The 21,502-nt window shown below is 68.2% G+C and carries 21 protein-coding genes; 14 read left to right on the plus strand and 7 right to left on the minus strand.

Going from position 1 to position 21,502, the window contains the following annotated elements:
• Window positions 1–158: 158 nt before the first annotated feature.
• Window positions 159–1,640, minus strand: coding sequence for a mannitol dehydrogenase family protein (locus BLV92_RS29125; protein ID WP_090552391.1), 1,482 nt, complete (start codon window positions 1,638–1,640; stop codon window positions 159–161).
• A 374-nt stretch (window positions 1,641–2,014) separates the two neighbouring features.
• On the opposite strand from BLV92_RS29125, the gene manD reads away from it, so the two are divergent.
• From manD to yiaK, 5 genes are all read left to right on the plus strand, one after another.
• A complete protein-coding gene (gene manD / locus BLV92_RS29130) occupies window positions 2,015–3,223 on the plus strand; it encodes a D-mannonate dehydratase ManD (RefSeq protein ID WP_090552393.1) in 1,209 nt (402 codons plus the stop codon).
• A gap of 34 nt (window positions 3,224–3,257) precedes the next feature.
• On the plus strand, window positions 3,258–4,292 hold the full coding sequence (locus BLV92_RS29135) for a Zn-dependent oxidoreductase (RefSeq protein WP_090552395.1): 1,035 nt from the start codon (window positions 3,258–3,260) through the stop codon (window positions 4,290–4,292).
• Between the two features lies 1 nt (window position 4,293).
• Complete coding sequence (locus BLV92_RS29140; RefSeq protein ID WP_090552398.1) at window positions 4,294–5,220, plus strand: sugar kinase; 927 nt, start codon at window positions 4,294–4,296, stop codon at window positions 5,218–5,220.
• Between the two features lie 232 nt (window positions 5,221–5,452).
• Window positions 5,453–6,184: a GntR family transcriptional regulator gene (locus tag BLV92_RS29145; RefSeq protein WP_090552400.1), complete on the plus strand. Its 732-nt coding sequence runs from the start codon at window positions 5,453–5,455 to the stop codon at window positions 6,182–6,184.
• Window positions 6,185–6,321: 137 nt separating this feature from the next.
• Window positions 6,322–7,344 (plus strand): 3-dehydro-L-gulonate 2-dehydrogenase, encoded by a 1,023-nt coding sequence (gene yiaK, locus BLV92_RS29150; protein WP_177197905.1) that lies wholly within the window; start codon window positions 6,322–6,324, stop codon window positions 7,342–7,344.
• Between the two features lie 72 nt (window positions 7,345–7,416).
• On the opposite strand, the gene BLV92_RS29155 is transcribed toward yiaK, so the two are convergent.
• Both BLV92_RS29155 and BLV92_RS29160 read right to left on the minus strand, forming a co-directional pair.
• Window positions 7,417–8,511 (minus strand): porin, encoded by a 1,095-nt coding sequence (locus tag BLV92_RS29155; RefSeq protein WP_166676599.1) that lies wholly within the window; start codon window positions 8,509–8,511, stop codon window positions 7,417–7,419.
• Between the two features lie 331 nt (window positions 8,512–8,842).
• Entirely contained in the window at window positions 8,843–9,748 is a 906-nt protein-coding gene (locus tag BLV92_RS29160; protein ID WP_090552406.1) for a LysR family transcriptional regulator, read from the minus strand.
• A gap of 186 nt (window positions 9,749–9,934) precedes the next feature.
• Between BLV92_RS29160 and BLV92_RS29165 the strand changes: the two genes are divergently transcribed.
• Genes BLV92_RS29165 through BLV92_RS29205 form a run of 9 tightly spaced genes read left to right on the plus strand, consistent with a single transcriptional unit; the run spans window position 9,935 to window position 17,153 of the window.
• Entirely contained in the window at window positions 9,935–10,447 is a 513-nt protein-coding gene (locus BLV92_RS29165) for an ureidoglycolate lyase (RefSeq protein WP_090552409.1), read from the plus strand.
• A 4-nt stretch (window positions 10,448–10,451) separates the two neighbouring features.
• Window positions 10,452–11,384 (plus strand): allantoinase PuuE, encoded by a 933-nt coding sequence (locus BLV92_RS29170; RefSeq protein ID WP_090552411.1) that lies wholly within the window; start codon window positions 10,452–10,454, stop codon window positions 11,382–11,384.
• 20 nt (window positions 11,385–11,404) lie between these two features.
• Window positions 11,405–12,277, plus strand: a complete 873-nt coding sequence (locus BLV92_RS29175; RefSeq protein WP_090552413.1) for a substrate-binding periplasmic protein — start codon at window positions 11,405–11,407, stop codon at window positions 12,275–12,277.
• Window positions 12,278–12,337: 60 nt separating this feature from the next.
• Window positions 12,338–13,024, plus strand: coding sequence for an amino acid ABC transporter permease (locus tag BLV92_RS29180; protein WP_090553149.1), 687 nt, complete (start codon window positions 12,338–12,340; stop codon window positions 13,022–13,024).
• On the plus strand, window positions 13,021–13,704 hold the full coding sequence (locus BLV92_RS29185) for an amino acid ABC transporter permease (protein ID WP_090552414.1): 684 nt from the start codon (window positions 13,021–13,023) through the stop codon (window positions 13,702–13,704). Before BLV92_RS29180 ends, BLV92_RS29185 begins: the two co-directional genes overlap by 4 nt.
• The gene (locus BLV92_RS29190; RefSeq protein ID WP_090552417.1) at window positions 13,701–14,720 is read left to right on the plus strand and encodes an NAD-dependent epimerase/dehydratase family protein; all 1,020 of its coding nucleotides are present in this window, start codon (window positions 13,701–13,703) and stop codon (window positions 14,718–14,720) included. The genes BLV92_RS29185 and BLV92_RS29190 overlap by 4 nt, the downstream gene beginning before the upstream one ends.
• On the plus strand, window positions 14,707–15,480 hold the full coding sequence (locus BLV92_RS29195) for an SDR family NAD(P)-dependent oxidoreductase (protein ID WP_090552418.1): 774 nt from the start codon (window positions 14,707–14,709) through the stop codon (window positions 15,478–15,480). The genes BLV92_RS29190 and BLV92_RS29195 overlap by 14 nt, the downstream gene beginning before the upstream one ends.
• Window positions 15,481–15,527: 47 nt before the next feature.
• A complete protein-coding gene (locus BLV92_RS29200; protein WP_279587282.1) occupies window positions 15,528–16,313 on the plus strand; it encodes an amino acid ABC transporter ATP-binding protein in 786 nt (261 codons plus the stop codon).
• Window positions 16,314–16,367: 54 nt separating this feature from the next.
• Window positions 16,368–17,153: an SDR family oxidoreductase gene (locus BLV92_RS29205; protein WP_090552421.1), complete on the plus strand. Its 786-nt coding sequence runs from the start codon at window positions 16,368–16,370 to the stop codon at window positions 17,151–17,153.
• Between the two features lie 48 nt (window positions 17,154–17,201).
• On the opposite strand, the gene BLV92_RS29210 is transcribed toward BLV92_RS29205, so the two are convergent.
• The 4 genes from BLV92_RS29210 to BLV92_RS29225 are packed head-to-tail and all read right to left on the minus strand — an operon-like array spanning window position 17,202 to window position 21,290.
• Window positions 17,202–18,206: an NAD-dependent epimerase/dehydratase family protein gene (locus BLV92_RS29210; protein ID WP_090552423.1), complete on the minus strand. Its 1,005-nt coding sequence runs from the start codon at window positions 18,204–18,206 to the stop codon at window positions 17,202–17,204.
• A 43-nt stretch (window positions 18,207–18,249) separates the two neighbouring features.
• Window positions 18,250–19,686 carry a dihydropyrimidinase gene (gene hydA, locus BLV92_RS29215; RefSeq protein ID WP_090552427.1) on the minus strand — a complete coding sequence of 479 codons (1,437 nt, stop codon included), beginning with the start codon at window positions 19,684–19,686 and terminating at the stop codon, window positions 18,250–18,252.
• A 34-nt stretch (window positions 19,687–19,720) separates the two neighbouring features.
• The gene (locus BLV92_RS29220; RefSeq protein WP_090552429.1) at window positions 19,721–20,440 is read right to left on the minus strand and encodes an amino acid ABC transporter permease; all 720 of its coding nucleotides are present in this window, start codon (window positions 20,438–20,440) and stop codon (window positions 19,721–19,723) included.
• Window positions 20,441–20,492: 52 nt separating this feature from the next.
• Window positions 20,493–21,290 carry a substrate-binding periplasmic protein gene (locus BLV92_RS29225; RefSeq protein WP_090552431.1) on the minus strand — a complete coding sequence of 266 codons (798 nt, stop codon included), beginning with the start codon at window positions 21,288–21,290 and terminating at the stop codon, window positions 20,493–20,495.
• Window positions 21,291–21,502 lie beyond the last annotated feature (212 nt).

Below are 21,502 nucleotides of genomic sequence, written 5' to 3' on the forward strand. Positions count from 1 at the left end.
GTGTGTCCGGTGATCCGTGCGGCGTGGATCGGGCGCTGCGTTTGCTGCCGGGGCCTGCGCGGCGGGAAACGCGTTGCCGTCGTCGCGCGGCTTTGGTCGCGGCCGCCGCTGTCGCGCGGCCGCGGGTACGGTGTTTCAGCCGCGCGAGGCGGCCCGCGTCATGCGCGCCGCGCGGGTGTCAGCAGTGCGGCGGTGCCGTGCTCGCGCAACGCGGACAGATGGCCCGCGATGCGCTCGACGAACGCAGCCGGCCACGGCGTCGCGCCGAACACGCCGGTCTGCGCGAACGCCGCCTGCACGGCTTCGATTGCATGGCTCGCCGCGCGCAGCCGCGAGCCGAGCGCGTCGGCGCCGGGATCGCTGATCGTCAGCGGCTCGCCCGCGTCGCTGCGGCCGCTCGCGAGATAGTGCAGCCATGCGGCGAGCGCCCGTTCGAGCGCCGGCCGCTCGATGCCGGCCGCCACGCTCTCGCGCAGCGCCGGCAGCCAGCGCACCGGCACCTTCTGCGTGCCGTCCATCGCGATCTGCCGCGTCTGGTGCGCGAGCGTCGGATTGCGGAAGCGTTCGAGCAGCGCGCGGCAGTACGCGTGCGCGTCGTAGCCGGCCGGCACCGTGACGGTCGGCAGCAGATCCTCGGTCATCACGCGCTCGACGAACGCGGCGAGCGCCGGGTCCGCCATTGCGTCCGATACCGTCGCGCGGCCGCGCAACTGGCCGACGTAAGCAATCGCGGAATGCGAGCCGTTCAGCAGCCGCAGCTTCATCGCCTCGTAGGGATGCACGTCGTGCGTGACGAGCGCGCCGGCGTCCTCCCATGCAGGACGCGGGCCGCTGAAACGATCCTCGATCACCCATTGCGTGAACGGCTCGCAGACGATTGCCGCGTCGTCGCGCAGGCCGATGCGGGCCTGCGCGTCGGCGAGCGATGCGGCCGTCGACGCCGGCACGATCCGGTCGACCATCGTGTTCGGGAACGCGATCGACTCCGCGATGCGGCGCGCGAGCGCCGGGTCGCCGAGTTCGGTGAACTGCAGCAGCAGCCGGCGCAGCGTGTCGCCGTTCGCCATCATGTTGTCGCAGCAGACGATCGTCAGCGGCGCGTTCGCCGGACGCCGCCGCAGCCCGGCCGCGAGCACGCCGAGCGTGGTGCGCGGCGCGTCCGGCTCCGCCACGTCGTGGCGGATGCCGGCGTCGTCGGCGTCGAGGTCGGCGCTGGCCGGCGCGAGGTTGTAGCCCTTTTCGGTGACGGTCAGGCTCACGATCGCGACGTGCGGGTCGGCGATCGCGTCGAGCACCCGCGGCAGCGCGTCGGGCGCGTACAGCGCGCCGCGCAGCGAGCCGACGATGCGGCTGCGCGCCGTGCCGCCGTCGCGCTCGGTGACGGAATACAGATAGTCCTGCGCGGCGAGCACGTCGGCCATCCGCCGCTCGCGCAGATGCACGCCGACGATTCCCCAGCGGGTGTCGCCGCGCGCGAGCAGCGTGTCCGTGTACAGCGCCTGGTGCGCGCGATGGAACGCGCCGAGGCCCAGATGAACGATGCCGGTGCGCACGCTGTCGCGGTCGTAGGCGGGCAGCGCAATGCCGGCCGTCGCGTCGGCGAGCGTGCTGCGGTTCAGCGCGGAATGGATTTTCTCCATACATCTACCATGGTACGATTCGGAATTCCCGAAGCTTAGATGCTTGAGCCAACGGTTTTTATAGGTGTTAACGCTATAACTGCGTTTTGGCACCGGTTTGTTACCATGGTAGAAATTCAGGCATTATCCCGACCGATGTCGCCGATCGTCGTGGCGCGGCAGGACGGTTCCGTCTTGTCCCCGTCGAGAGGCTTTCCCGCGAACCCGGCCGCCGATTCAGCGCCTGCTGCGCGAGGCGGTCGTCGAAGGCCAACGCAACGCAACGCAACGCGGTGCCGAGCCCCATCGACCGCGTCGGCTCACATCTGCCCGAGGTCCGTGCGCGCGTGCCCGAATACTTCGCCGATTGAACCGAATCACCGTGGAGAAGACAAGTGAAGATTGAACGGTTGCAGACCATCGTGACCAGCCCCGGCCGGAACTTCGTGACCGTGAAGATCGTGACCGACGAGGGCGTGTACGGTCTCGGCGACGCGACGCTGAACGGCCGCGAACTGGCCGTGCGCGCGTATCTGGAGGAGCACGTGTTTCCGTGCCTCGTCGGGCGCGATCCGCGCAACATCGAGGACATCTGGCAATACCTGTATCGCGGCGCGTACTGGCGGCGCGGCCCGGTCACGATGACCGCGATCGCCGCGATCGACATGGCGCTGTGGGACATCAAGGGCAAGCTCGCGGGAATGCCGGTCTATCAGCTGCTCGGCGGCAAGAGCCGCGACGGCCTGATGGTATACGGCCACGCGAACGGCCGCGATCACGAGGAAGCGGTGGACGAGGTGCGCAAGCACGTCGAGGAAGGCTATCAGGCGATCCGCGTGCAGTCCGGCGTGCCGGGACTGGAGAAGGTGTACGGCGTCGGCAAGGTGGCCGGCGAATACGAGCCCGCGCAGAAGGGCCTGCCGCCCGAGGAACCGTGGGATACCGCGCTTTATCTGCGCCACACGCCGGAACTGTTCCGCAAGGTGCGCGAAGCGGTCGGCGACGGCCCGCATCTGCTGCACGACGCGCATCACCGGCTCACGCCGATCGAGGCCGCGCGCCTCGGCCGCGACCTGGAGCCGTACCGGCTGTTCTGGCTCGAAGACGCGACGCCCGCCGAAAACCAGGAAAGCTTCCGGCTGATCCGCAGCCACACGACGACGCCGCTCGCGGTCGGCGAGATCTTCAACTCGATCTGGGACTGCAAGGACCTGATCCGCGAGCAGTTGATCGACTACATCCGCGCGACGATCGTGCACGCGGGCGGCATCACGCACATGCGGCGCATCGCGGATTACGCGGCGATGTACCAGGTTCGCACCGGCTTCCACGGCGCGACCGACCTGTCGCCGGTCTGCATGGCGGCGGCGGTGAACTTCGGCCTGTGGGCGCCGAACTTCGGCGTCCAGGAACTGATGCCGCACAACGCGCTGACGAACGAAGTATTCCCGCATCAGTACCGTTTCGAAAACGGCTTCCTCGTGATGGACGACGCGCCGGGCCTCGGCGTCGACATCGACGAGACGCTGGCCGCGAAGTATCCGTACGAGCGCGCGTACCTGCCGGTCGCCCGCCTGCGCGACGGCTCGATGTGGAACTGGTGATCCGCGGGCCTGCCATTCAAAGGAGTCGAACAACATGTTGAGCGTCGTAGTCGATCGTCCGAACAGCCTGAGCGTGCGTGAAATGCCGCTGCCGTCGCCGGCCGCCGGCGAGGTGCGCGTGCGCGTGCGTTACGCGGGCATCTGCGGGTCGGACCTGCACATCTATCGCGGACACAATCCGTTCGTGTCGTATCCGCGCATCATCGGCCATGAGTTCGTCGGCCGCATCGAGTCGGTCGGCGACGGCGTGGACGCGGCCCGCATCGGCGAAACGGTCGCGGTGGACCCCGTCATCAGTTGCGGCCATTGCCACGCATGCCGGATCGGGCGGCGCAACGTGTGCCGCAACCTGACGGTGCTCGGCGTGCATCGCGACGGCGGTTTCAGCGAGTACGTGTGCGCGCCGCAGCAGAACGCATACCGGATTCCGGACGGCATCGCGGACACCTGCGCCGCGATCGTCGAGCCGTTCGCGGTCGCCGCGAACGTGACGTCGCGCACCGGCGTGCTGCCGGAGGACGTCGCGCTGATCTACGGCGCGGGCACGGTCGGCCTCACGGTGTTGCAGGTGCTGAAGCACGTGTACGGCATTCGCGCGTTCATCACCGACCAGTTGGACGAGCGTCTCGCGCTTGCGCACCGCTGCGGCGCGGCCGACGACGAGACGATCAACACCCGGCACGAGTCGCTGTCCGACGCGCTTGCGAAGCGCGGCGTGGACGGCGGCCCGACGCTGATCTTCGACGCGGTCGGCCATCCGTCGATCCTCGAAGAAGCGGTGCGGCTCGCCGCGCCGGCGGGCCGCATCGGGCTGCTGGGCTTCTCCGCGACGCCGTCCGCGATTCCGCAGCAGGAACTGACGAAGAAGGAACTGACGCTGTGCGCGTCGCGGCTGAACTGCGCGATGTTCCCGACCGTGATCGACTGGATCTCGCGCGGGCTCGTGCATCCGGAGCACATCGTCACGCACCGCGTGGACTTCCGCAACGTCGGCGACGCGTTCGAACTGGCCGAGCACAGCCCGAAGGAAAGCTGCAAGGTGCTGCTCGACTTCGGCACCGACCGTTGAGATGGCGGGCGGGTTCGACCTCGTCGCGATCGGCGAGCCGCTGATCGAGTTCAACCAGACGCGCGGCGGCGACGGCCGCGCGTGGTTACAGGGGTTCGGCGGCGACACGTCGAATGCGCTGATCGCCGCCGCGCGGCAGGGCGCGCGGACCGCGTATTTCACGCGGATCGGCGACGACGAGTTCGGCCGCCTGTGCATGCAGCTGTGGCGCGACGAGCGTGTCGACGCCGCGTTCGTGCAGGTCGATGCGGAGGCGCCGACCGGGCTGTACTTCGTCACGCACGGTCCGGACGGCCACGCGTTCACGTACCGGCGCGCCGGTTCCGCGGCGAGCCTGATGCGGCCCGGCGACCTGCCGCCCGATTTGATCCGGAAGGCGAAGTATCTGCACGTGTCGGGCATCAGCCAGGCGATCAGCGCGACGGCGGCCGATACGGTAGCGCATGCGGTGCATGCCGCGCGTGGGTCCGGCGTGAAGGTCGCCTACGATCCGAACGTGCGGCTGCGGTTGTGGTCGCTCGAACGCGCGCAGTCGGTGATCGGCGCGACGCTTCCGCTGGTCGACTGTTTCCTGCCCGGGATCGACGACATGCGGCTGATCTGCGGCCTCGACGATCCCGATGCGATTATCGACTGGTGTCACGCGCGGGGCGCAGCCGACGTCGTGCTGAAGCTCGGCGCGCGCGGCTCGGTCGTGTCGGACGGACGCACGCGCACCGCGATCGAGCCGTTCGCCGTCGATGCGGTCGATGCGACCGGCGCGGGCGACTGCTTCGACGGTTCGCTGCTTGCGCGGCTCGCGGCCGGCGATACGCTCGCCGCGGCCGCCCGCTACGCGAGCGCGGCGGCGGCGCTCGCGACGACCGGTTATGGCGCGGTCGCGCCGCTGCCCGACGCGGCACGCGTGCGGGCGATGCTCGCGGGGTGATCTTTTCACGCCGCCGATCTATCCGGTTATGCGGCAGTGGGGCGAGGCGAAGTCGATTCGCCACGCGTGAACCGGTCGAGCGGCCGCCGGGTGCCTAAGCTGACGCTGCGCGGCAACGACGCCGCTTGTTACGCCTCGTATCGCGCGGGCCGCCCGCGAAAATGGCAATCCCTGCTCCCGTTGCGGCGGCTCCTTTGTTACCATGGCAGGACCTCACGTCCCTCGTTCAGCCATGCCCCCGACCGCCGTCGCGCCGCAGGAAGACTCCGTCGTATCCACGTTGAAAGGCTTCACCGTGAATCCGGACGAGTCGTACCGGCCGCAGATCCATCGCTTCCTGCGCGACGCGATCGTGCGCGGCGTGCTGAAGCCGAATACCGGATTGTCGGAAGCGGCGATCGCGGACGCGACGCAGATCAGCCGCACGCCGGTGCGCGAGGCGCTCGCGCAACTCGCGGACGAGCAACTGGTGAATATCTACCGCAAGGTCGGCACGATCGTCGCGCCGATCCCGGTGTCGCTGCTGGAAGAAGGGCGCTTCGCGCGCAGCACGCTCGAATGCGCGAACCACGTGCAGCTTGTGCAGACGATCACGCCGGAGCAACTGGCGGAGTTCGGGCAGATCGTCGAAGGCCAGCGCAACGCGGTCGCGGCGGGCGACGTCGGGCTCTTTTTCGAACTGGACGAGCGGATGCACCGCCGGCTGTTCGAATTCGCGGGCCGCGCGCATGTGTGGGAGATGCTTCAGCCGATGAAACGGCAGTTCGACCGCGTGCGCTGGCTGCTGCTGGATCGCGTCGAGGATCATGCGCAGCGCGCGCTGCGCGAGCACGAGCAGATTCTCGCGCAGATGGCGTCGCGCAATGTCGCGCAACTGGGGGCGGCGGTGGCGAGCCACATCGACCGGGTCGGCTCGCATCTGCCCGAGGTCCGCGCGCGCGTGCCCGAATACTTCAGCGACTGAACTCAATGCGCGCAGCGGTTCTCGCTGCGCGTTTTCCTTTTTCGTCCGCACGAGCGGAGCCATTCGCGACAGGCGGCCGGCGGCGTCGTTCGAGCGCCGCACGACGCCTGCGCCATACCGACATGGAGAAACGCACGGTGATCCGTATCCCCTTTGAACAGATGCAGCAGGCGATCGCGTCGGCATTCGTGAACGCCGGCATGAACGAGCAGGACGCGCAGACCTGTGCGCGAATCCACACCGAGTCGTCGTGCGACGGCGTCAATTCGCACGGCATCAATCGCGTCGCGCGGTTCGTCGATTATCTGCAACGCGGCTGGGTTCACGCGGATGCGAAGCCGTCGCTCGCGAAGAACCTCGGCACGATCGAAATCTACGATGGGCAGCGCGGGCCGGGCGTCACAAACGCGCTGTTCGCGACCGGGCGCGCGATGGCGATCGCGGCCGAACGCGGCGCGGGCATCGTCGCGCTGCGGAACACGACGCACTGGATGCGCGGCGGCGCTTACGGCTGGCACGCGGCGGATCGCGGCTACCTCGCGATCGCGTGGACCAACACGGAATCGTGCATGCCCGCATGGGGCGGCCGCAATCCGCGGATCGGCAACAACCCGTTCGTGATGGCGGTGCCGCGCGCGAAGGGCAACATCGTGCTCGACATGGCCGTCTCGCAGTATTCGTACGGCAAGCTCCAGGCGACGCGCCTGAAAGGGCAGCAGATGCCGTATCCGGCGGGCTTCGACGCGCACGGCCAGTTGACCGCCGAGCCGGGGCCGGTCGAGGCGTCGAAGCGCATTTTGCCGATGGGCTACTGGAAGGGCTCCGGTTTCGCGATCATGCTCGACGTGCTCGCGGCGGTGCTGTCCGAAGGCGCGCCGACCAATGCGATCGACGGAATCGAGGAAGGCAGTTGCACCGGCTGCTCGCAGGTGTTCATCGTGATCGACCCGCGGCAGCTCGGCGGTGAAGCGTTCACGAACAGCGTTGCCGACAGCGTCGCGGACTACGTGAACGGTTCGGAACTGGCCGAGCACAGCCGCGAAGTGCTGTATCCGGGACAAAGCGCGCTGCGCACGCGAAACGAGCAGCGCGACGCGGGCATCGCCGTGGACGAAGGCGTGTGGGCCGAAGTGCTCGCGCTCGCGGGGCAGCGCGGCTGACGGTGGCGGCGGTTTCGGCTCCCGATTCGCAAAGCCAAAACCGCCGCAGTGATCGACGCCAGAAAGGCCGCGTCAGAAGAAGTGCACGATGCCGAGCTGCACGCCGTTGATCGTGCCGCCAGGACCCGACGTGATGTGCGCCGACGGCTCGACGACCGCCGCGCCGTTCAGCGCGAGGTTGTTGCGCGAGCCCTGCTGGCTCAGGCGCGAGTACGTCGAGTACAGCATCGTCCGCTTCGACAGCGCGTAGCTGTACATCACGCCGAGCTGCGACGCGTTGCCGTGGCCGGTGCCGGACACGTGGTCGATCATGTACGTGTAGCCGAGCGCGAGCCGCGACGCGACGGTGAACGAATACGCGAGCGACGCGGACAGCACGTTCGTATGCACGCTGTCGTCGGTCGTCTTGTCGTCGTTCGCCGCGAAGAAGAACTGCCAGTGCTTGTCGAGCGTGTACGTGCCGCCGCCCGACGTGCGCTTGAAGATGTACGGCAGCGTGCCGTTGCGCACCTCTTCGTGGTTCACGCCGAAATAGACCGGACCCTTCTCGTATTCGAGCGCGATGTGGAAGTTCTGGTTGCTCTGGTCCTGCGACAGCGGCGTGCCGCCGGACACCGCGCCGCGCGCATAGAGGCCCGAGAACTTGAAGCCGGCGACCGTCGGCGAGAAGTAACCGACCGCGTTGTCGATCCGCACGGTCGCGGTGGACATGTTGTTCCAGCCGGACGCCTGGGTCGCCGCGAAGAATGCGTCGAAGCGGCCGCTCATCAGGAATTCCGGCGTGTTCTGGCGGCCGAGCCGGACTTCGCCGTAACGGTTGTTCGACAGCCCGACCCACGCCTGGCGGTTGAAGAGCCGGTTCGAATCGGCCTGCGAGCCGTCGTTCGAGTTGATCCCGCTTTCGAGCACGAAGTTGGTCTTGTTGCCGCCGCCGAGATCCTCGCTGCCGCGCACGCCCCAGCGGCTCGCGTACAGGCCGCTCGAATCCATCCGCGTGACCGACGGCTTGCCGTCCGCGTGAATGTTCGTCACGAAGGTATCGACGACGCCGTATAGCGTGACGCTCGACTGCGCATGCGCGGCGGCCGCGCCCGACAAAACGCCTGCAATCGCGGCGCGCATCAGCACCTCTCGCGAACGAAGGGCGAAACGTTGGCGGTATTCCATCTGGAAGCTGTTCCCCGGTTGTCGTTGAGGCACGGTGGCCGCCGACGTCGCGTCGAGCGGACCGTGCCCCTGCATTGAACGGACTCTCCATGCCGCGCGCCGAAAAAAGTTTGGATCACGAAACGAATGGAGAGCGCTGCTTCAACCGGGGCCGCGCATCGGGGCAGGCTGGCGTGGATGCGGGTATTGCGGGATGCGTCGTGACCGGTTGAATAGCCCGGATTCTAGGAGGGGGGAAATTTGATGTCGTATTCTATTTTATTGGCTGTCTATAACATGCCGTTAAACGTCGGGCCGTCCGGACGAGCGGATGCCTGGGCGCGAATGCGCGTCACGCGACCCGCCGCAGCGCCTGCACGTCCAGTTCGGTCAGCGTGTTGAGGAACTCGTGCGCGAGGCCGGACAGCGGCTCGAAGCGCGCGTGCAGCACGTTCACGTCCATCGTGATGTCGGGCAGCAGCGGCCGGATCACGACGCCCGGCCATACCTGCCCGAGCACCGCGACCTCGTCCGCGATCGTCACGCCGACGCCCGCCTGCACCAGCGCGCAGGCGGCGTGCGTGAGCCGCACTTCGACCGCGAGCCGCATCGCGACGTCGGCGGTCGCGAACAGCTGCTGGATCAGGCCGCCGAACGGCGTGTCGGCGGAATAGCCGATCAGGTCGACGTTTTCGAGGTCGCGCACGTGCAGCGCGGGCCGGCTCGCGAGCGGATGGTCCTGTGGCAATACGGCGACCAGGTGGTCCTCGTAGATCGACTGCTGCTCGATGTTCGGGTGGTCGAGCGAGAACATCGCGACGCCGAGTTCGGCCTGGCGGGTCAGCAGCGTCTGCACGAGCTGCGTCGAGGTCTGCGTGACGATGTTGATGCGCACCTTCGGAAAGCGCTTGCGAAAACGCGCGATCGCGGTCGGAATCAGCGTCTGCCCGAGGCTCGGGCTCACGACCAGTTGCAGCGCGCCGGTGTTTTTTTCGATCAGGTCGTTCGCGACGTCGTTCACGCGCTGCAGCCCCTGGTGCACCGCGTTGACCTCGACGAACAGCCGCCGCGCCTCCGGCGTCGGGTACAGCCGGCCCTTGATCCGTTCGAACAGCTTGAGTCCGAGACGCGACTCGGTGTGCGAGATCATGCGGCTGATCGCGGGCTGCGACACGCATAGCAGCTTGGCTGCGCCGCTGATGGAGCCCGCCACCATGATGGCCCGGAAGACCTCGATCTGGCGCAGGTTGACTTGCATTTCCTTAACCTCATGTTATGCGACGGCGATAAATAAGCATACGACATTCAAAATTTGAAATGATTAAATTCGTCTGCCTCACGAAGGCGGACGGCGCAGCGACTGCGTGACGGCCGCTTCGCGCGGCGCGCCGTGGAGCCCTCGCCAACGCCTGGGCGCGGCGTTTCTGGAGCGATCAAGCCGTTTATGCAAGATTCCGAAGCCTTGACCCTGATTCCGGGGCCACTGACCGCTGAAGCCTTCGCGCCGTTCGGAGACGTCGTTCCGATCGCGAACGACGAGCGGCGCAACCATTTCCGATTCGCGTTCGAAGCGGCGTCCGAGGCTCGCGAGCCGGCGCTGTGGGTCAGCTATCCGTCGAAGGTCGCGGGCGACGTCGTCGAGGTGCTGAAGCTGGAGCGGCATCCGCATGCGGCGCAGACGTTCATCCCGATCCGCGACGGCCGGTATCTGGTGGTCGTCTGCCATGCGGCCGCCGACGGCAGTCCCGACCTGTCCACGCTGCGCGCGCTCGTCGCCGAGTCGAACCAGGGCGTCACATACCGGCGCAACGTATGGCATCACGGCCTCACGGTGCTCGACCAGCGCACGCGCTTCGCGGTCGTCACCACGTTGTCCGGCGACGGCGACGACGACTGCTTTTACGAACTGCCGAAGCCGGTGCGCATCCGGTTGTCGGCCGCCGACACGGGAGCCTGAAGCGATGTCCCAGTTCTCAACGCCGTCCGGCCGCGACTTCGTCGGCTACGGCCGCAATCCGCCCGATCCGAAGTGGCCGGGCGGGGCGCGGGTCGCGCTGAACTTCTGCATCAACTACGAGGAAGGCGGCGAGCCTTCGATCGAGGACGGCGACGCATCGAGCGAGACCGGGCTCACCGAGGGCGGCGGCGGTTTCGAAGGCCGCGATCTCGCGGCGGAGTCGATGTTCGAATACGGCAGCCGCGTCGGCTTCTGGCGCATCACGCGCCTGCTGGAGCAATACGGGATGCCGGCGACGGTGTTCGCCTGTGCGCTCGCGCTCGAACGCAACCGGGAAGCGTGCGCGGCGATCCGCGAATACGGCTTCGACGTGTGCGCGCACGGCTGGCGCTGGGAGCGTCATCAGCAACTGGACGAAGCGACCGAGCGCGAGCGCATCCGGTGCACCGTCGCGAGCCTCGCGCACAGCGTCGGCGAACGTCCGCTCGGCTGGTACTGCCGCTACGGTCCCGGCCTGAACACGCGCCGGCTCGTCGCGGAGGAAGGCGGCTTCCTGTACGACTCGGATGCGTACAACGACGAACTGCCGTACTGGACCACGGTGAATGCGCAGCCGCATCTGGTGGTGCCGTACGGGCTCGTGAACAACGACGCGAAGTTCATTCGCGGCGGCATGGCGACCGGCGACGACTTCTACGCGTATCTGCGCGATGCGTTCGATCTGCTGTACGAAGAAGGCGCCGACGCGCCGAAGATGATGTCGGTCGGCCTGCATCTGCGGCTGAGCGGCCATCCGGGGCGCGCGGCCGGGCTGCGGCGTTTTCTCGATCATGTCGCGAGCCGCGACCGGGTCTGGGTGTGCCGGCGCGCGGACATCGCGCGCCACTGGCACGCGCAGCATCCGTATGGGGGCGGCGCATCGTCGTCCTCTTTATAAACACTCCAGACGGGGAATCCATGAAACTGCAGAAATTCGTGCGTGCGGCCGCGATCGCGAGCGCCGCTTCGTTCCTGATGCTCGGCTCGGCGATCAGCCGCGCGGCGGACGCGGACCATCCGGCGAACCAGCCGCTCGTCGTCGGCACCGATTTCGGCCTCGCGCCGTGGGTCGTGCGCACCGACTCGGGGCCGCAGGGCTTCGGCGTCGACGTGATCACCGAGGTCGCGCGCCGCATCGGCCGCCCCGGCGTGAAGATCGTCGACGTGAATTTCTCGGGACTCTTTTCCGCGCTGTTCTCGAAGCGCATCGAGTTCACCGTGAATCCGCTCAACATCACGGCCGACCGCGCGGAGCGGATGCTGTTCACCGAGCCGATCATGTCCACCGGCAACGGTTTTCTCGTGCGCAACGGCGAGCAGATGAAGGGCTTCGACGATCTGCGCGGCAAGGAAGTCGCGGTGAATCGCGGCACGATCTCCGATACGTGGGCGACCGAAAACGCCGCGAAATACGGCTTCAACATCCAGCGTTACGACGTGTTCCCGGACACGGTGCAGGCGGTCATCACCGGCCGCGCGTTCACCGCGCTCAACGAGATTCCGACCGTCGTGTTCGCCGCGAGCCGCAACAAGGCGGTGAAGATCGGCTACGAGGACTTCAACGGCCGCAACTTCGGCTACGCGTTCCGCACCGACGACGCCGCGTATCGCAACAAGGTCGAGGACGCGCTCGAATGCATGAAGCAGGACGGCACGCTGCACAAGCTCTACGTGAAGTGGTACGGCACGGAGCCGACGAAGGGCTCGGCGGTCGATACCGTGTATCCGGGTTACGGCGCGCCGGGCTTCAAGGGCTACGACGCGCAGCCGCACACGCCGCAGTGTCATTGATCGTCCGCGCCGGCCCGCATGCGCGGGCCGGCGTTCTTTTCTTCGTTCGGATTCGAGTGGATGGATCGCATCGTCGATAATTTTTTCAACGCCGGGATCATCGCCCAGTCGTGGCCGCAGATCCTGAGCGGCTTCGGCATCACGGTGCTCGTGTCGGTGCTCGTGATCGTCGTCGGCGTCGTATGGGGGCTCGTGCTGACGCTCGCGCGGACCATGGAGATCCGCGCGCTGAATGCGCTGATCGTCGCGTACATCGATTTTTTTCGCACCATGCCGCAGCTCGTCGTGCTGGTGCTCGGGTATTTCGGCTTGCCTTATATCGGCGTGCGGCTGTCGCCGTTCGCGACGACCGTGCTCGGCCTCGGCGCGGTGCTGTCCGCGTTCTCCGCGGAAATCTTCTGGTCGTCGATCAAGGCGTTGCCGGCCGGCCAGTGGGATGCGGCGCGCGCGCTCGGCTTCGGGCCGCTGCGCACGCTGTTCTCGATCATCCTGCCGCAGGCGGTGCGGCTGTCGATCCCGCTGCTGACGAACCGCGCGATCGCCGTCAGCAAGGGCACCGCGCTCGGCACCGCGGTCGCGCTGCCCGAAGTGCTCGGGCAGGCGCAGAGCCTCGTCGGGATGCTCGCAAATCCGTCGCCGCTGACGCTCGCCGCCGCGTGTTATCTGGCGTTCTTCATTCCGCTCGTGATCCTGAGCCGCTGGCTCGAAAAGATCTACGGCGCAGGCAGCCGGACGAGGCGCGCATGAACCTGTTTCTCGACAACTTCTTCAATCTCGACTCGCTGCAACAGGTCTATCCGCTGCTGCTCCAGGGGCTGCGGCTGACGATCCTGCTGTCGGTCGTCGCCGCGCCGGTGTCGATCGCGCTCGGCATCGCGATCGCGGTCGCGTACAGCTTCCATCATCGCTGGCTGAATCTCGGGCTGGTCGCGTACATCGACCTGTTCCGCTCGTTCCCGGTTGTCGTGCTGCTTGCGCTGATCTTCTACGGGCTGCCGTTCTTCGGCATCACGCTCGGCAGTTTCGCGGCGGTGGTGCTCGCGCTCGCGCTGAACAACTCCGGCTACTACGGCGAGATCTTCCGCGCGGGCATCGAGTCGGTGCCGCACGGCCAGCGCGAGGCGGCGCGCTCGCTCGGCTTCGGGCCGATCCGCGAGATCGCGTACATCGTGCTGCCGCAGGCGGTGCGCAACGTGATGGCGCCGCTCGCGAGCAATTCGCTCGAACTCATCAAGACGACGTCGATCGCGTCGCTGGTGTCGCTGCCCGAACTGCTGCGCTCGTCGCGCGTCGCGCAGGAGCAGACCTATAACCCGACGCCGCTGATGGCGGCGGCGGTGATCTTCTTCGTGCTGCTGTGGCCGATGGCGCGCTGGGTCGCGCGGCTCGAACGCCGTGCGCTGCGCAGCCGGGAGGGCGGCCGATGACGACGCTGATTACCGGCGGCGCCGGGTTCGTCGGGCTTGCGCTCGCGGAGCGGCTGCGCGGCGACGGCGAACGCGTGGTGCTCGCCGATCTGCCCGCGCGCGACGGGGCAACGTCGATCGCTCCGCCGGCCGGCTGCGAGTTCGTCGGCGGCGACCTGCGCGACGACGACACGCTCGACCGCCTCTTTGCCGCCGGCCCGTTCGACGGCATCGTGCACGCGGCCGCGGTGACGCCGTCGCCGCAGCGCGAGCGCGACGATGCCGCCGCGCTTCTCGACATCAACGTGACCGCGACCGCGCGGCTGCTGCAACGATGCGCGCGCGAGCGCGGCATCCGGCGCGTCGTCGTGGTCAGTTCGGTCGCGGTGTACGGTTATTCGCCGCCGGCTGCGTCCGGACGTTATGAAGAGGCCGCGTCGCCGCCCGCGCCGGCCGCGCTCTACGGGATCAGCAAGCTCGCGGCCGAACAGGCGGCGTTGCGGATCGGCGCGCTGCACGGTCTCGACGTGCGCGTCGCGCGGCTCGGGCCGGTGTTCGGGCGCTGGGAACATGCCAGCGGCGCGCGCGGGCAGTTGAGCCCGCATCATCAGGCGCTGGCCGCGGCGTTGCGCGGCGACGCGATCGTGCTGCCGCGCGCGATGCCGGCCGACTGGATCTATGCGCCCGATGCGGCCGACGCGCTCGCGCGGATCACCCGTGCGCCGATGCTCGATCATCCGGTGTATCACGTCGGCGGCGGCGCGCTGACCGACGTCGCGCAGTGGTGCGCGGCGCTCGCCCGTGTGCTGCCCGGCGTGCGCTGGCGCATCGCGGATAAAGGCGAGCCGTGCACCGTGCAATACGCGTTGCCCGCCGACCGGCCCGCGCTCGACACGACGCGGCTGGCGTCCGAACTCGGCCATCGCTGCCGTTTCGGCCTCGACGAATCGGCGCGCGATTTTCTCGACTGGATTGCGGCGACGTCTGCGCAACCGTTTCCATCGTCGAGCCAGGAGGCGCGCGATGCGGCGGCTTGACGGCAAGTCCGTGCTGATCACCGGCGCGTCGTCGGGCATCGGCCGCGCGATCGCGCTGCGCTTCGCGAACGAAGGCGCGCATGTCGTGCTCGCCGACGTCACGCAGACCGTCCGCGAAGGCGGCGTGCCGACGCTCGACCTGCTGCGCGAGGCGGGCCACGACGCGGAGTTTGTGCGGACCGACGTCGCGGTGGAAGCCGACGCGCAGGCAGCCGTCGATTACACGCTGCGGCGGCACGGCCGGCTCGACGTGCTGGTCAACGACGCGGCGATCAGCGTCGGCAAGCCGCTGCTCGAAACGTCGCTCGACGAATGGAACCGCGTGTTCGCGGTGAATCTGACCGGCGTGTTCCTGATGTCGCGCGCGGCGGTGTGCGCGATGCTCGCACAGCCGCCGCAAGGCGAGGTGCGCGGCCGCATCGTGAACGTGTCGTCGCAGCACGGGATGATCAGCGCGCCCGGCAACGTCGCCTACGGCACGTCGAAGGCGGGCGTCGTTTATCTGACCCGCCAGATCGCGGCCGATTATGCGGCGCACGGCATCGTCTGCAACGCGGTCGCGCCCGGCAAGATCGTGACCGGCAAATCCGGCCCGGCCGCGTCCGCGCAGGCCATCGACTATTCGACCGCCCGCACGCCGATGCGGCGTCTCGGGCGCCCCGACGACGTCGCGAACGCGGCGCTGTTTCTCGCATCCGACGAGGCGACGTTCCTCACCGGAGACAACCTGCTGGTCGACGGCGGCTGGATGGCCGCGTGACCTTCGACCCATTCTCACGACCCGATCAGGCAACGCAGACCCACCCCATGAGCACAGTTACGCAGACCCTTCCGTTGCAGGACCGCGAGACCGATCCGGCCGCGATGATCGAAATGCGCCACGTGAACAAGTGGTACGGCGAGACCCAGGTGCTCGCCGACATCAACCTGACCGTGAAGCGCGGCGAGCGGATCGTCGTGTGCGGCCCGTCCGGCTCCGGCAAATCGACGATGATCCGCTGCATCAACCGTCTCGAAGTGCACCAGCAGGGCGACATTCTCGTCGAAGGCGTGAACATCGCGCAGAGCCCGCGCAACCTGCGCTTCGTGCGCCGCGAGGTCGGCATGGTGTTCCAGCAGTTCAACCTGTTCCCGCACCTGACCGTATTGCAGAACCTGATGATCGCGCCGATGAAGATTCGCGGGATCGACCGGCGCGAGGCCGAGGAGACCGCGCGGCATTTCCTCGACCGCGTGCACATCGGCAACAAGGCCGGCAGTTATCCGCGCGAGTTGTCCGGCGGCCAGCAGCAGCGCGTTGCGATTGCGCGCGCGCTGTGCATGAAGCCGAAGACGATGCTGTTCGACGAGCCGACGTCCGCGCTCGACCCGGAGATGATCAAGGAAGTGCTGGACGTGATGATCCAGCTCGCGGGCGAGGGCATGACGATGGTCTGCGTGACCCACGAAATGGGCTTCGCGCGCAGCGTCGCGGACCGTGTCGTGTTCATGGACCAGGGGCAGATCGTCGAAGAGGCCCCGCCCGATGCGTTTTTCTCGATGCCGAAGGGCGAGCGCGCCCGCGCGTTCCTCGGTCAAATCTTGAACCGCTGAACCGGCGGCAACCCCGGCAGCCCCGATTACCACCCCAACAGGAACGACTCATACATGGATCTGAAAATCTCCGGCCGCGTCGCGCTCGTGCTCGGCGCCGGCGGCGGACTCGGCAGCGCGATTGCGGCGCAACTGGCTGCGGAAGGCGCGAGCGTCGCGCTCGCGGACGTCGACGACGCGGCGCTGCGCGCGAGCGCGGACCGCATCGAGGCCGCCGGCGGACGGTGCGCGCGTTACGTGTGGGATCTCGCGGACCTCGGCGCGATCGACGCGCACGTGGCCGCGATCGAGCGCGACCTCGGCCCGGTCGACATTCTGGTGAACAACACCGGCGGCCCGCCGCCTTCGGCCGCGAGCGGCGTCGCGTCGCCGGTCTGGGCAAAGCAGTTCGAAGCGATGGTGCTGTCGGTGATCGGCATCACGGACCGCGTGCTGCCCGGCATGCGCGCGCGGCGCTGGGGGCGGGTGATTACCAGTTCGTCGTCGGGCGTGGTCGCGCCGATTCCGAATCTCGCGATGTCCAATGCGCTGCGGCTGTCGCTCGTCGGCTGGTCGAAGACGCTCGCGCGCGAAGTGGCGGCGGACAACGTGACTGTCAACGTGATCTTGCCGGGCCGGATCGCGACCGCGCGCACGCGTTTTCTCGACGGCGCGAAGGCGAAGCGCGAGAACCGTCCGCTCGAAGAGGTGGTCGCGCAGAGCGTCGCGGCGATTCCCGCGGCGCGCTACGGCGAGCCGCAGGAATACGCGGACGTGGTCGCGTTTCTCGCGAGCGAACGCGCGTCGTATGTGACGGGTTCGGTCGTGCGCGTGGACGGCGGGTATCTGCAGAACGTGTGATGGGTTGAATCGCGGCGGATCGCGTGCCGCGATTCGCCGCTCCCGGTTTCAGAACATCTGCCGGGCTTCGCTGGACAGCGCGTGCAGTTGCACGCGCCAGCTCATCCAGTCGAAGAACGCGCGCACGTCGTCGAACCGCGCGCTGAAACCGGTATCCTGCGCGAGCCGTTCGACCGAGAACGGCGGCCGTGCGGACGGCGATTGTCCGCCGACGTTCGCTTCTTCCGCTTGCGACACGACCGCATAATCGAATTCCGGATACGCGTCGCGCAGCAGATCGCACCACGCGCGCGGCGACCAGCGCCGGCCGGTGCCGACCTGATACAGCGCATGGCGCAGATGCCGCGCATCGGCAAGCGCGACGAGCGCGTCGGCGGCGTCGCGCGCATAGAGCCAGTCGTCCGGCAATCCGGCTCGCAGGCGCGCAGCCTGGCCCGCGCGCGCGAGCCTCGCGAGCAACAGCGGCGGACTCAGCGTATCGCGCACGCCGGTGTCGTATTCCCAGCGCCCGAACACGACGCCGAGCCGCGCGACTACCACGTCGAGGCCATGCAGCGCGCGATGCCGCAGCGCCGCGCGTTCGGCCGCGTACTTCGTGATTGCATACAGCGATTCGGGCTGCGGCACGTCGCGATCCTCGACCAGTTCCGTCTGCGTGTGCGCGCCCGCGCCGTACACCGAACCGCTGCTCAACTGCACGACGCGGCCGACGCCCGCGCGGCCTGCGGCGGCGAGCACGTTCAGCGTGCCGTGCAGATTGACGTCGGCGATCGCGGCTGCCTGCGTGCGCTCGCGTTCCGGTCCCGCGGTCATCGCCGCGCCGTGGATCACGCAGTCGGGCTGGTGGCGCAGCATCGCGTTGACGAGCGCCGTTGCGTCGCGCACGTCGGCGTGAGCGACATGCAGCGCGCCGGGCAACGCACGCAGCCATTCGAGCGCCGGCGACGGCGGCGGCGCGAGATCGAGCAGGGTGACGGTGTCGCCGCGCGCAAGCAGGCGTTCGGCGAGGTTGAGGCCGATGAACCCCGCGCCGCCGGTGATCAGCACGTTCATGCGCGGTGTGCCTGCATCGTGGCGACAACCGCAAGCAACGCGTTCATGCGAGCCACGGCGCGGGCGCCGGCCGCGTGCCCACGCCGGGCGCCCGTTCGCATGCGACGAGCCGGCCATGGCCTGGCTGCGCGAGCAGCCGGCCTGCGTCGCAGACCACGACGCCGCGGCTGATCGTCGTGACCGGCAGGCCGCGCAGTTCGGTGCCTTCATAGACGGTGTAACCCGCGCCGTCGTGCAGCGTCGCGGCCGAGAGCGTCGTTCGGGCATCCGGGTCCCAGATCGCGAGGTCCGCGTCCGCGCCGGGCGCGATCACGCCCTTGCGGCCCGCCATCCCGAAGAGCCGCGCGGGACCGGCCGCGCTCAGTTCGACGAAGCGTTCGAGCGACAGCCGGCCCCGGTTCACGCCTTCGGAGAACAGCAGCGGCAGCCGCGTTTCGAGGCCGGGCAGGCCATACGGTATCCGGTTGAACGGCGCGTCGTCGCCGGCGCTGCGCTTGCCGTGCGGTCCGTCGAGGCGGAACACCGAATGATCGGACGAGAAGCACGAGAACAGCCCGTCGCGCAGGCCGTCCCATAACGCGCCATGATCGAGCGCGCTGCGCGGCGGAGGCGAGCAGCAATACTTGACCGCTTCATGGAACGGCCGGTCGAGGTCGCGCTCGGTCAGCAGCAGATATTGCGGACAGGTCTCCGCGAACACCGGCAGGCCGCTGCGCTGCGCGGCCGCGATCTGCGCGGCGGCGGCGGCGGACGACACGTGCACGATGAACACCGGAATGTCGAGCAGTTCCGCGAGGCCGATCGCGCGAAAGGTGGCCTCGCGTTCGGCGAGCGCGGGCCGCGCGTGCGCGAGATGGCGCGGATGCCGGTAGCCGAGCGACAGCAGCCGCTCAGTGAGCCAGCCGATCATGTCGTGGCTTTCCGCGTGGATCATCGGCAGAACGCCGAGCCGGCGCGCGTGCAGCAGCGTTTCCAGCAACTGCCGGTCGTCGACGCGCAGCGCGTCGTAGGTCATGTACAGCTTGACCGACGTGAAACCCTCGCTGACCAGCGCCGGCAGTTCCGTTTCGAGCACGGTCGGGTTCGGGTCGGTCACGATCATGTGAAACGCGTAGTCGACCACCGCGCGTCCGGCGGCGCGCTCGCGATAGGCGCTGACGCTGTCGCGCAGCGACTGGCCGCGATGCTGCGCGGCGAACGGCATCACGAGCGTCGTGCCGCCGAACGCGGCGCCGACCGTCGCTTCGTGGAAGTCGTCGGCGGTCGTCGCGCCGGTCGACGTGGTCTGCGCGATGTGGCAATGCACGTCGATGCCGCCGGGCAGCACCAGCCGGCCGGTCGCGTCGATCACGGTGGCGGCGTCCGGCGCGTCGGCGGTCAGCGCCGCGATCCGGCCGTCGCGCACGGCGACGTTCACGCGGGCGAGCCGCCCGTTCGCGAACACGCTGCCGCCGCGCACCAGAAGGTCGAACGTGGACATCGGGCTTATTCCTTTGCGAAAGGGCGGCGCGCGCTCATCGCGCGTTTTGTCCGAGCGGTCCGCGCGACGCGCGCAGCCTTTTGCGTCGCGGCGTCGAACCGGTCCGCGCCGTGTTCGCGCGTTCGAGCCGCAGTTGCGCGAGCGTCAGCACGGTCGTGATCGTCAGATAGATGAGGCCGGTCAGCGTCAGCACCTCGACCGCGCGATACGTGCTGCTGTAGATCGTCTGCGCGCTCAGCATCAGTTCGGGAACCGTTATCACCGACGCGAGCGACGTGTTCTTCGTATGGCTGATGAAGTTGCCGACGTACGGCGGCAGCACGATGCGCATCGCCTGCGGCAGCACCACGAAACGCAGGATCAACGGCCACGTCATGCCGAGCGCCTGCGACGCCTCGGTCTGCCCGCGCGGCACCGCGCGGATGCCGGCGCGGATGATCTCCGCGTTGTACGCGGCCGAACTCATCGACAGCGCGATGATCGCCGCCGGCAGCGCGTCGAGGCGCAGCCCGAACAGCGGCGCCGCGTAGTACACGAAGAACAGGTGCAGCAGCACCGGCGTGCCGCGAAACACCCAGATGTAGACGAACGCCGCGACGTTCAGCGCCTTCAGCCGCGCGTCGCGCGCGAGCGCGAGCACGAGGCCGAACACCGTGCCGCAGACCTGCGTGACGACCGCGAGGAAAATCGTCATCAGCGCGGCCTTCAGCAGCACCGGCAGATACGGCAGCACCTGCGCGAAGTCGATGTTCACGGCGACTCCGGATCGCGGGCCGGTTCGGCGTCGAGGACGTGAGGCATGCGGATCACTTCGCGGTCTCGCTCAACTGCGCGCTGTAGTGGTCGATCCCGAAGTACTGCTTGCCCCATTTGTCGAGCAGCCCTTCCTTCTTCATTTCGCGGATCGCCGCATCGACGCCGGCCTTCAGGTCGGCCGAGCCCTTCGGCATCGGCGCGCCGACGAAGCGCACGCGGTACGGCTCGCCGACGATCGACGCGATGCCCGGCCGCTGGCGCAGCACGTTCGCGGCGGACGTGTCCGGCGCGACCACCGCGTCGAGCCGGCCGAACGCGAGGTCGGTGAACATCTCCGCATAACCGGAGTAACCCTTGAAGTCCGCGAATTCGCCGTACTGTTTTTCGATGTCGCGCGCGGGCATCTCGCCGTCGTTCGCGCCCGCGATCGCACCGACGCGCTTGCCCTTCAGGTCCCTGAAGCTCCTGATGTCGTTCGCGCCGCTGCGCGCGACGATCACGACCGCCGAGCGCGAATACGGAATCGAGTAGTCGAACACGGCCGCGCGCTCCGGCGTGATGTTCACGTTCGAGAACACGATGTCGAAGCGGCCGGTCTGCAGGCCCGGCAGGATGCCCTTGAATTCCAGATGGTCGAGCTGCATCGGAATGTGCAGATAAGCGCTGACGAAACGCGCGACCTGCACGTCGTAGCCGTCGAGTTCGTTCTGTGCGTTGACGAACGACACCGGCGGCAGGTCGCCGCTCGTCGCGGCGTTGAGTTTGACCGGCAGCGCGGCCTGCGCGCACGACACGGAGAACACGCCGATCAGCGCGAGCGCCCGCGCGGCGAAGGCGAATCGTTTCATTGCTACCTCGGATACGGTGAGAGCGCACGGGGGTTCCGCGCGGGTTCGCGGAACGCATGCTCCGGCCGGGGCAGCGATATGGGACGGCGGCTCAGCCGGAGGCAGTGCGTATCGTAAGGAAGAATGTTTTTGTCGTCGTATGCATTTTTATCGTCGGCGCATAACGTGATGTTAAGTGCGCGGTGCCGCGGCGTTCGCGGCGCCGCTGAACT

It is taken from the genome of Paraburkholderia caballeronis (assembly GCF_900104845.1).
In the GTDB taxonomy this organism is placed as follows: Bacteria; Pseudomonadota; Gammaproteobacteria; order Burkholderiales; family Burkholderiaceae; genus Paraburkholderia; species Paraburkholderia caballeronis.

Coding starts and splice junctions, on each gene's coding strand:
- BLV92_RS29125 (WP_090552391.1), bottom strand. CDS start 1,640: ATGGAGAAAATCCATTCCGCGCTGAACCGCAGCACGCTCGCCGACGCG.
- BLV92_RS29135 (WP_090552395.1), top strand. CDS start 3,258: ATGTTGAGCGTCGTAGTCGATCGTCCGAACAGCCTGAGCGTGCGTGAA.
- BLV92_RS29140 (WP_090552398.1), top strand. CDS start 4,294: ATGGCGGGCGGGTTCGACCTCGTCGCGATCGGCGAGCCGCTGATCGAG.
- BLV92_RS29145 (WP_090552400.1), top strand. CDS start 5,453: ATGCCCCCGACCGCCGTCGCGCCGCAGGAAGACTCCGTCGTATCCACG.
- BLV92_RS29155 (WP_166676599.1), bottom strand. CDS start 8,511: ATGGAATACCGCCAACGTTTCGCCCTTCGTTCGCGAGAGGTGCTGATG.
- BLV92_RS29160 (WP_090552406.1), bottom strand. CDS start 9,748: ATGCAAGTCAACCTGCGCCAGATCGAGGTCTTCCGGGCCATCATGGTG.
- BLV92_RS29165 (WP_090552409.1), top strand. CDS start 9,935: ATGCAAGATTCCGAAGCCTTGACCCTGATTCCGGGGCCACTGACCGCT.
- BLV92_RS29170 (WP_090552411.1), top strand. CDS start 10,452: ATGTCCCAGTTCTCAACGCCGTCCGGCCGCGACTTCGTCGGCTACGGC.
- BLV92_RS29175 (WP_090552413.1), top strand. CDS start 11,405: ATGAAACTGCAGAAATTCGTGCGTGCGGCCGCGATCGCGAGCGCCGCT.
- BLV92_RS29180 (WP_090553149.1), top strand. CDS start 12,338: ATGGATCGCATCGTCGATAATTTTTTCAACGCCGGGATCATCGCCCAG.
- BLV92_RS29185 (WP_090552414.1), top strand. CDS start 13,021: ATGAACCTGTTTCTCGACAACTTCTTCAATCTCGACTCGCTGCAACAG.
- BLV92_RS29190 (WP_090552417.1), top strand. CDS start 13,701: ATGACGACGCTGATTACCGGCGGCGCCGGGTTCGTCGGGCTTGCGCTC.
- BLV92_RS29195 (WP_090552418.1), top strand. CDS start 14,707: ATGCGGCGGCTTGACGGCAAGTCCGTGCTGATCACCGGCGCGTCGTCG.
- BLV92_RS29200 (WP_279587282.1), top strand. CDS start 15,528: ATGAGCACAGTTACGCAGACCCTTCCGTTGCAGGACCGCGAGACCGAT.
- BLV92_RS29205 (WP_090552421.1), top strand. CDS start 16,368: ATGGATCTGAAAATCTCCGGCCGCGTCGCGCTCGTGCTCGGCGCCGGC.
- BLV92_RS29210 (WP_090552423.1), bottom strand. CDS start 18,206: ATGAACGTGCTGATCACCGGCGGCGCGGGGTTCATCGGCCTCAACCTC.
- hydA (WP_090552427.1), bottom strand. CDS start 19,686: ATGTCCACGTTCGACCTTCTGGTGCGCGGCGGCAGCGTGTTCGCGAAC.
- BLV92_RS29225 (WP_090552431.1), bottom strand. CDS start 21,290: ATGAAACGATTCGCCTTCGCCGCGCGGGCGCTCGCGCTGATCGGCGTG.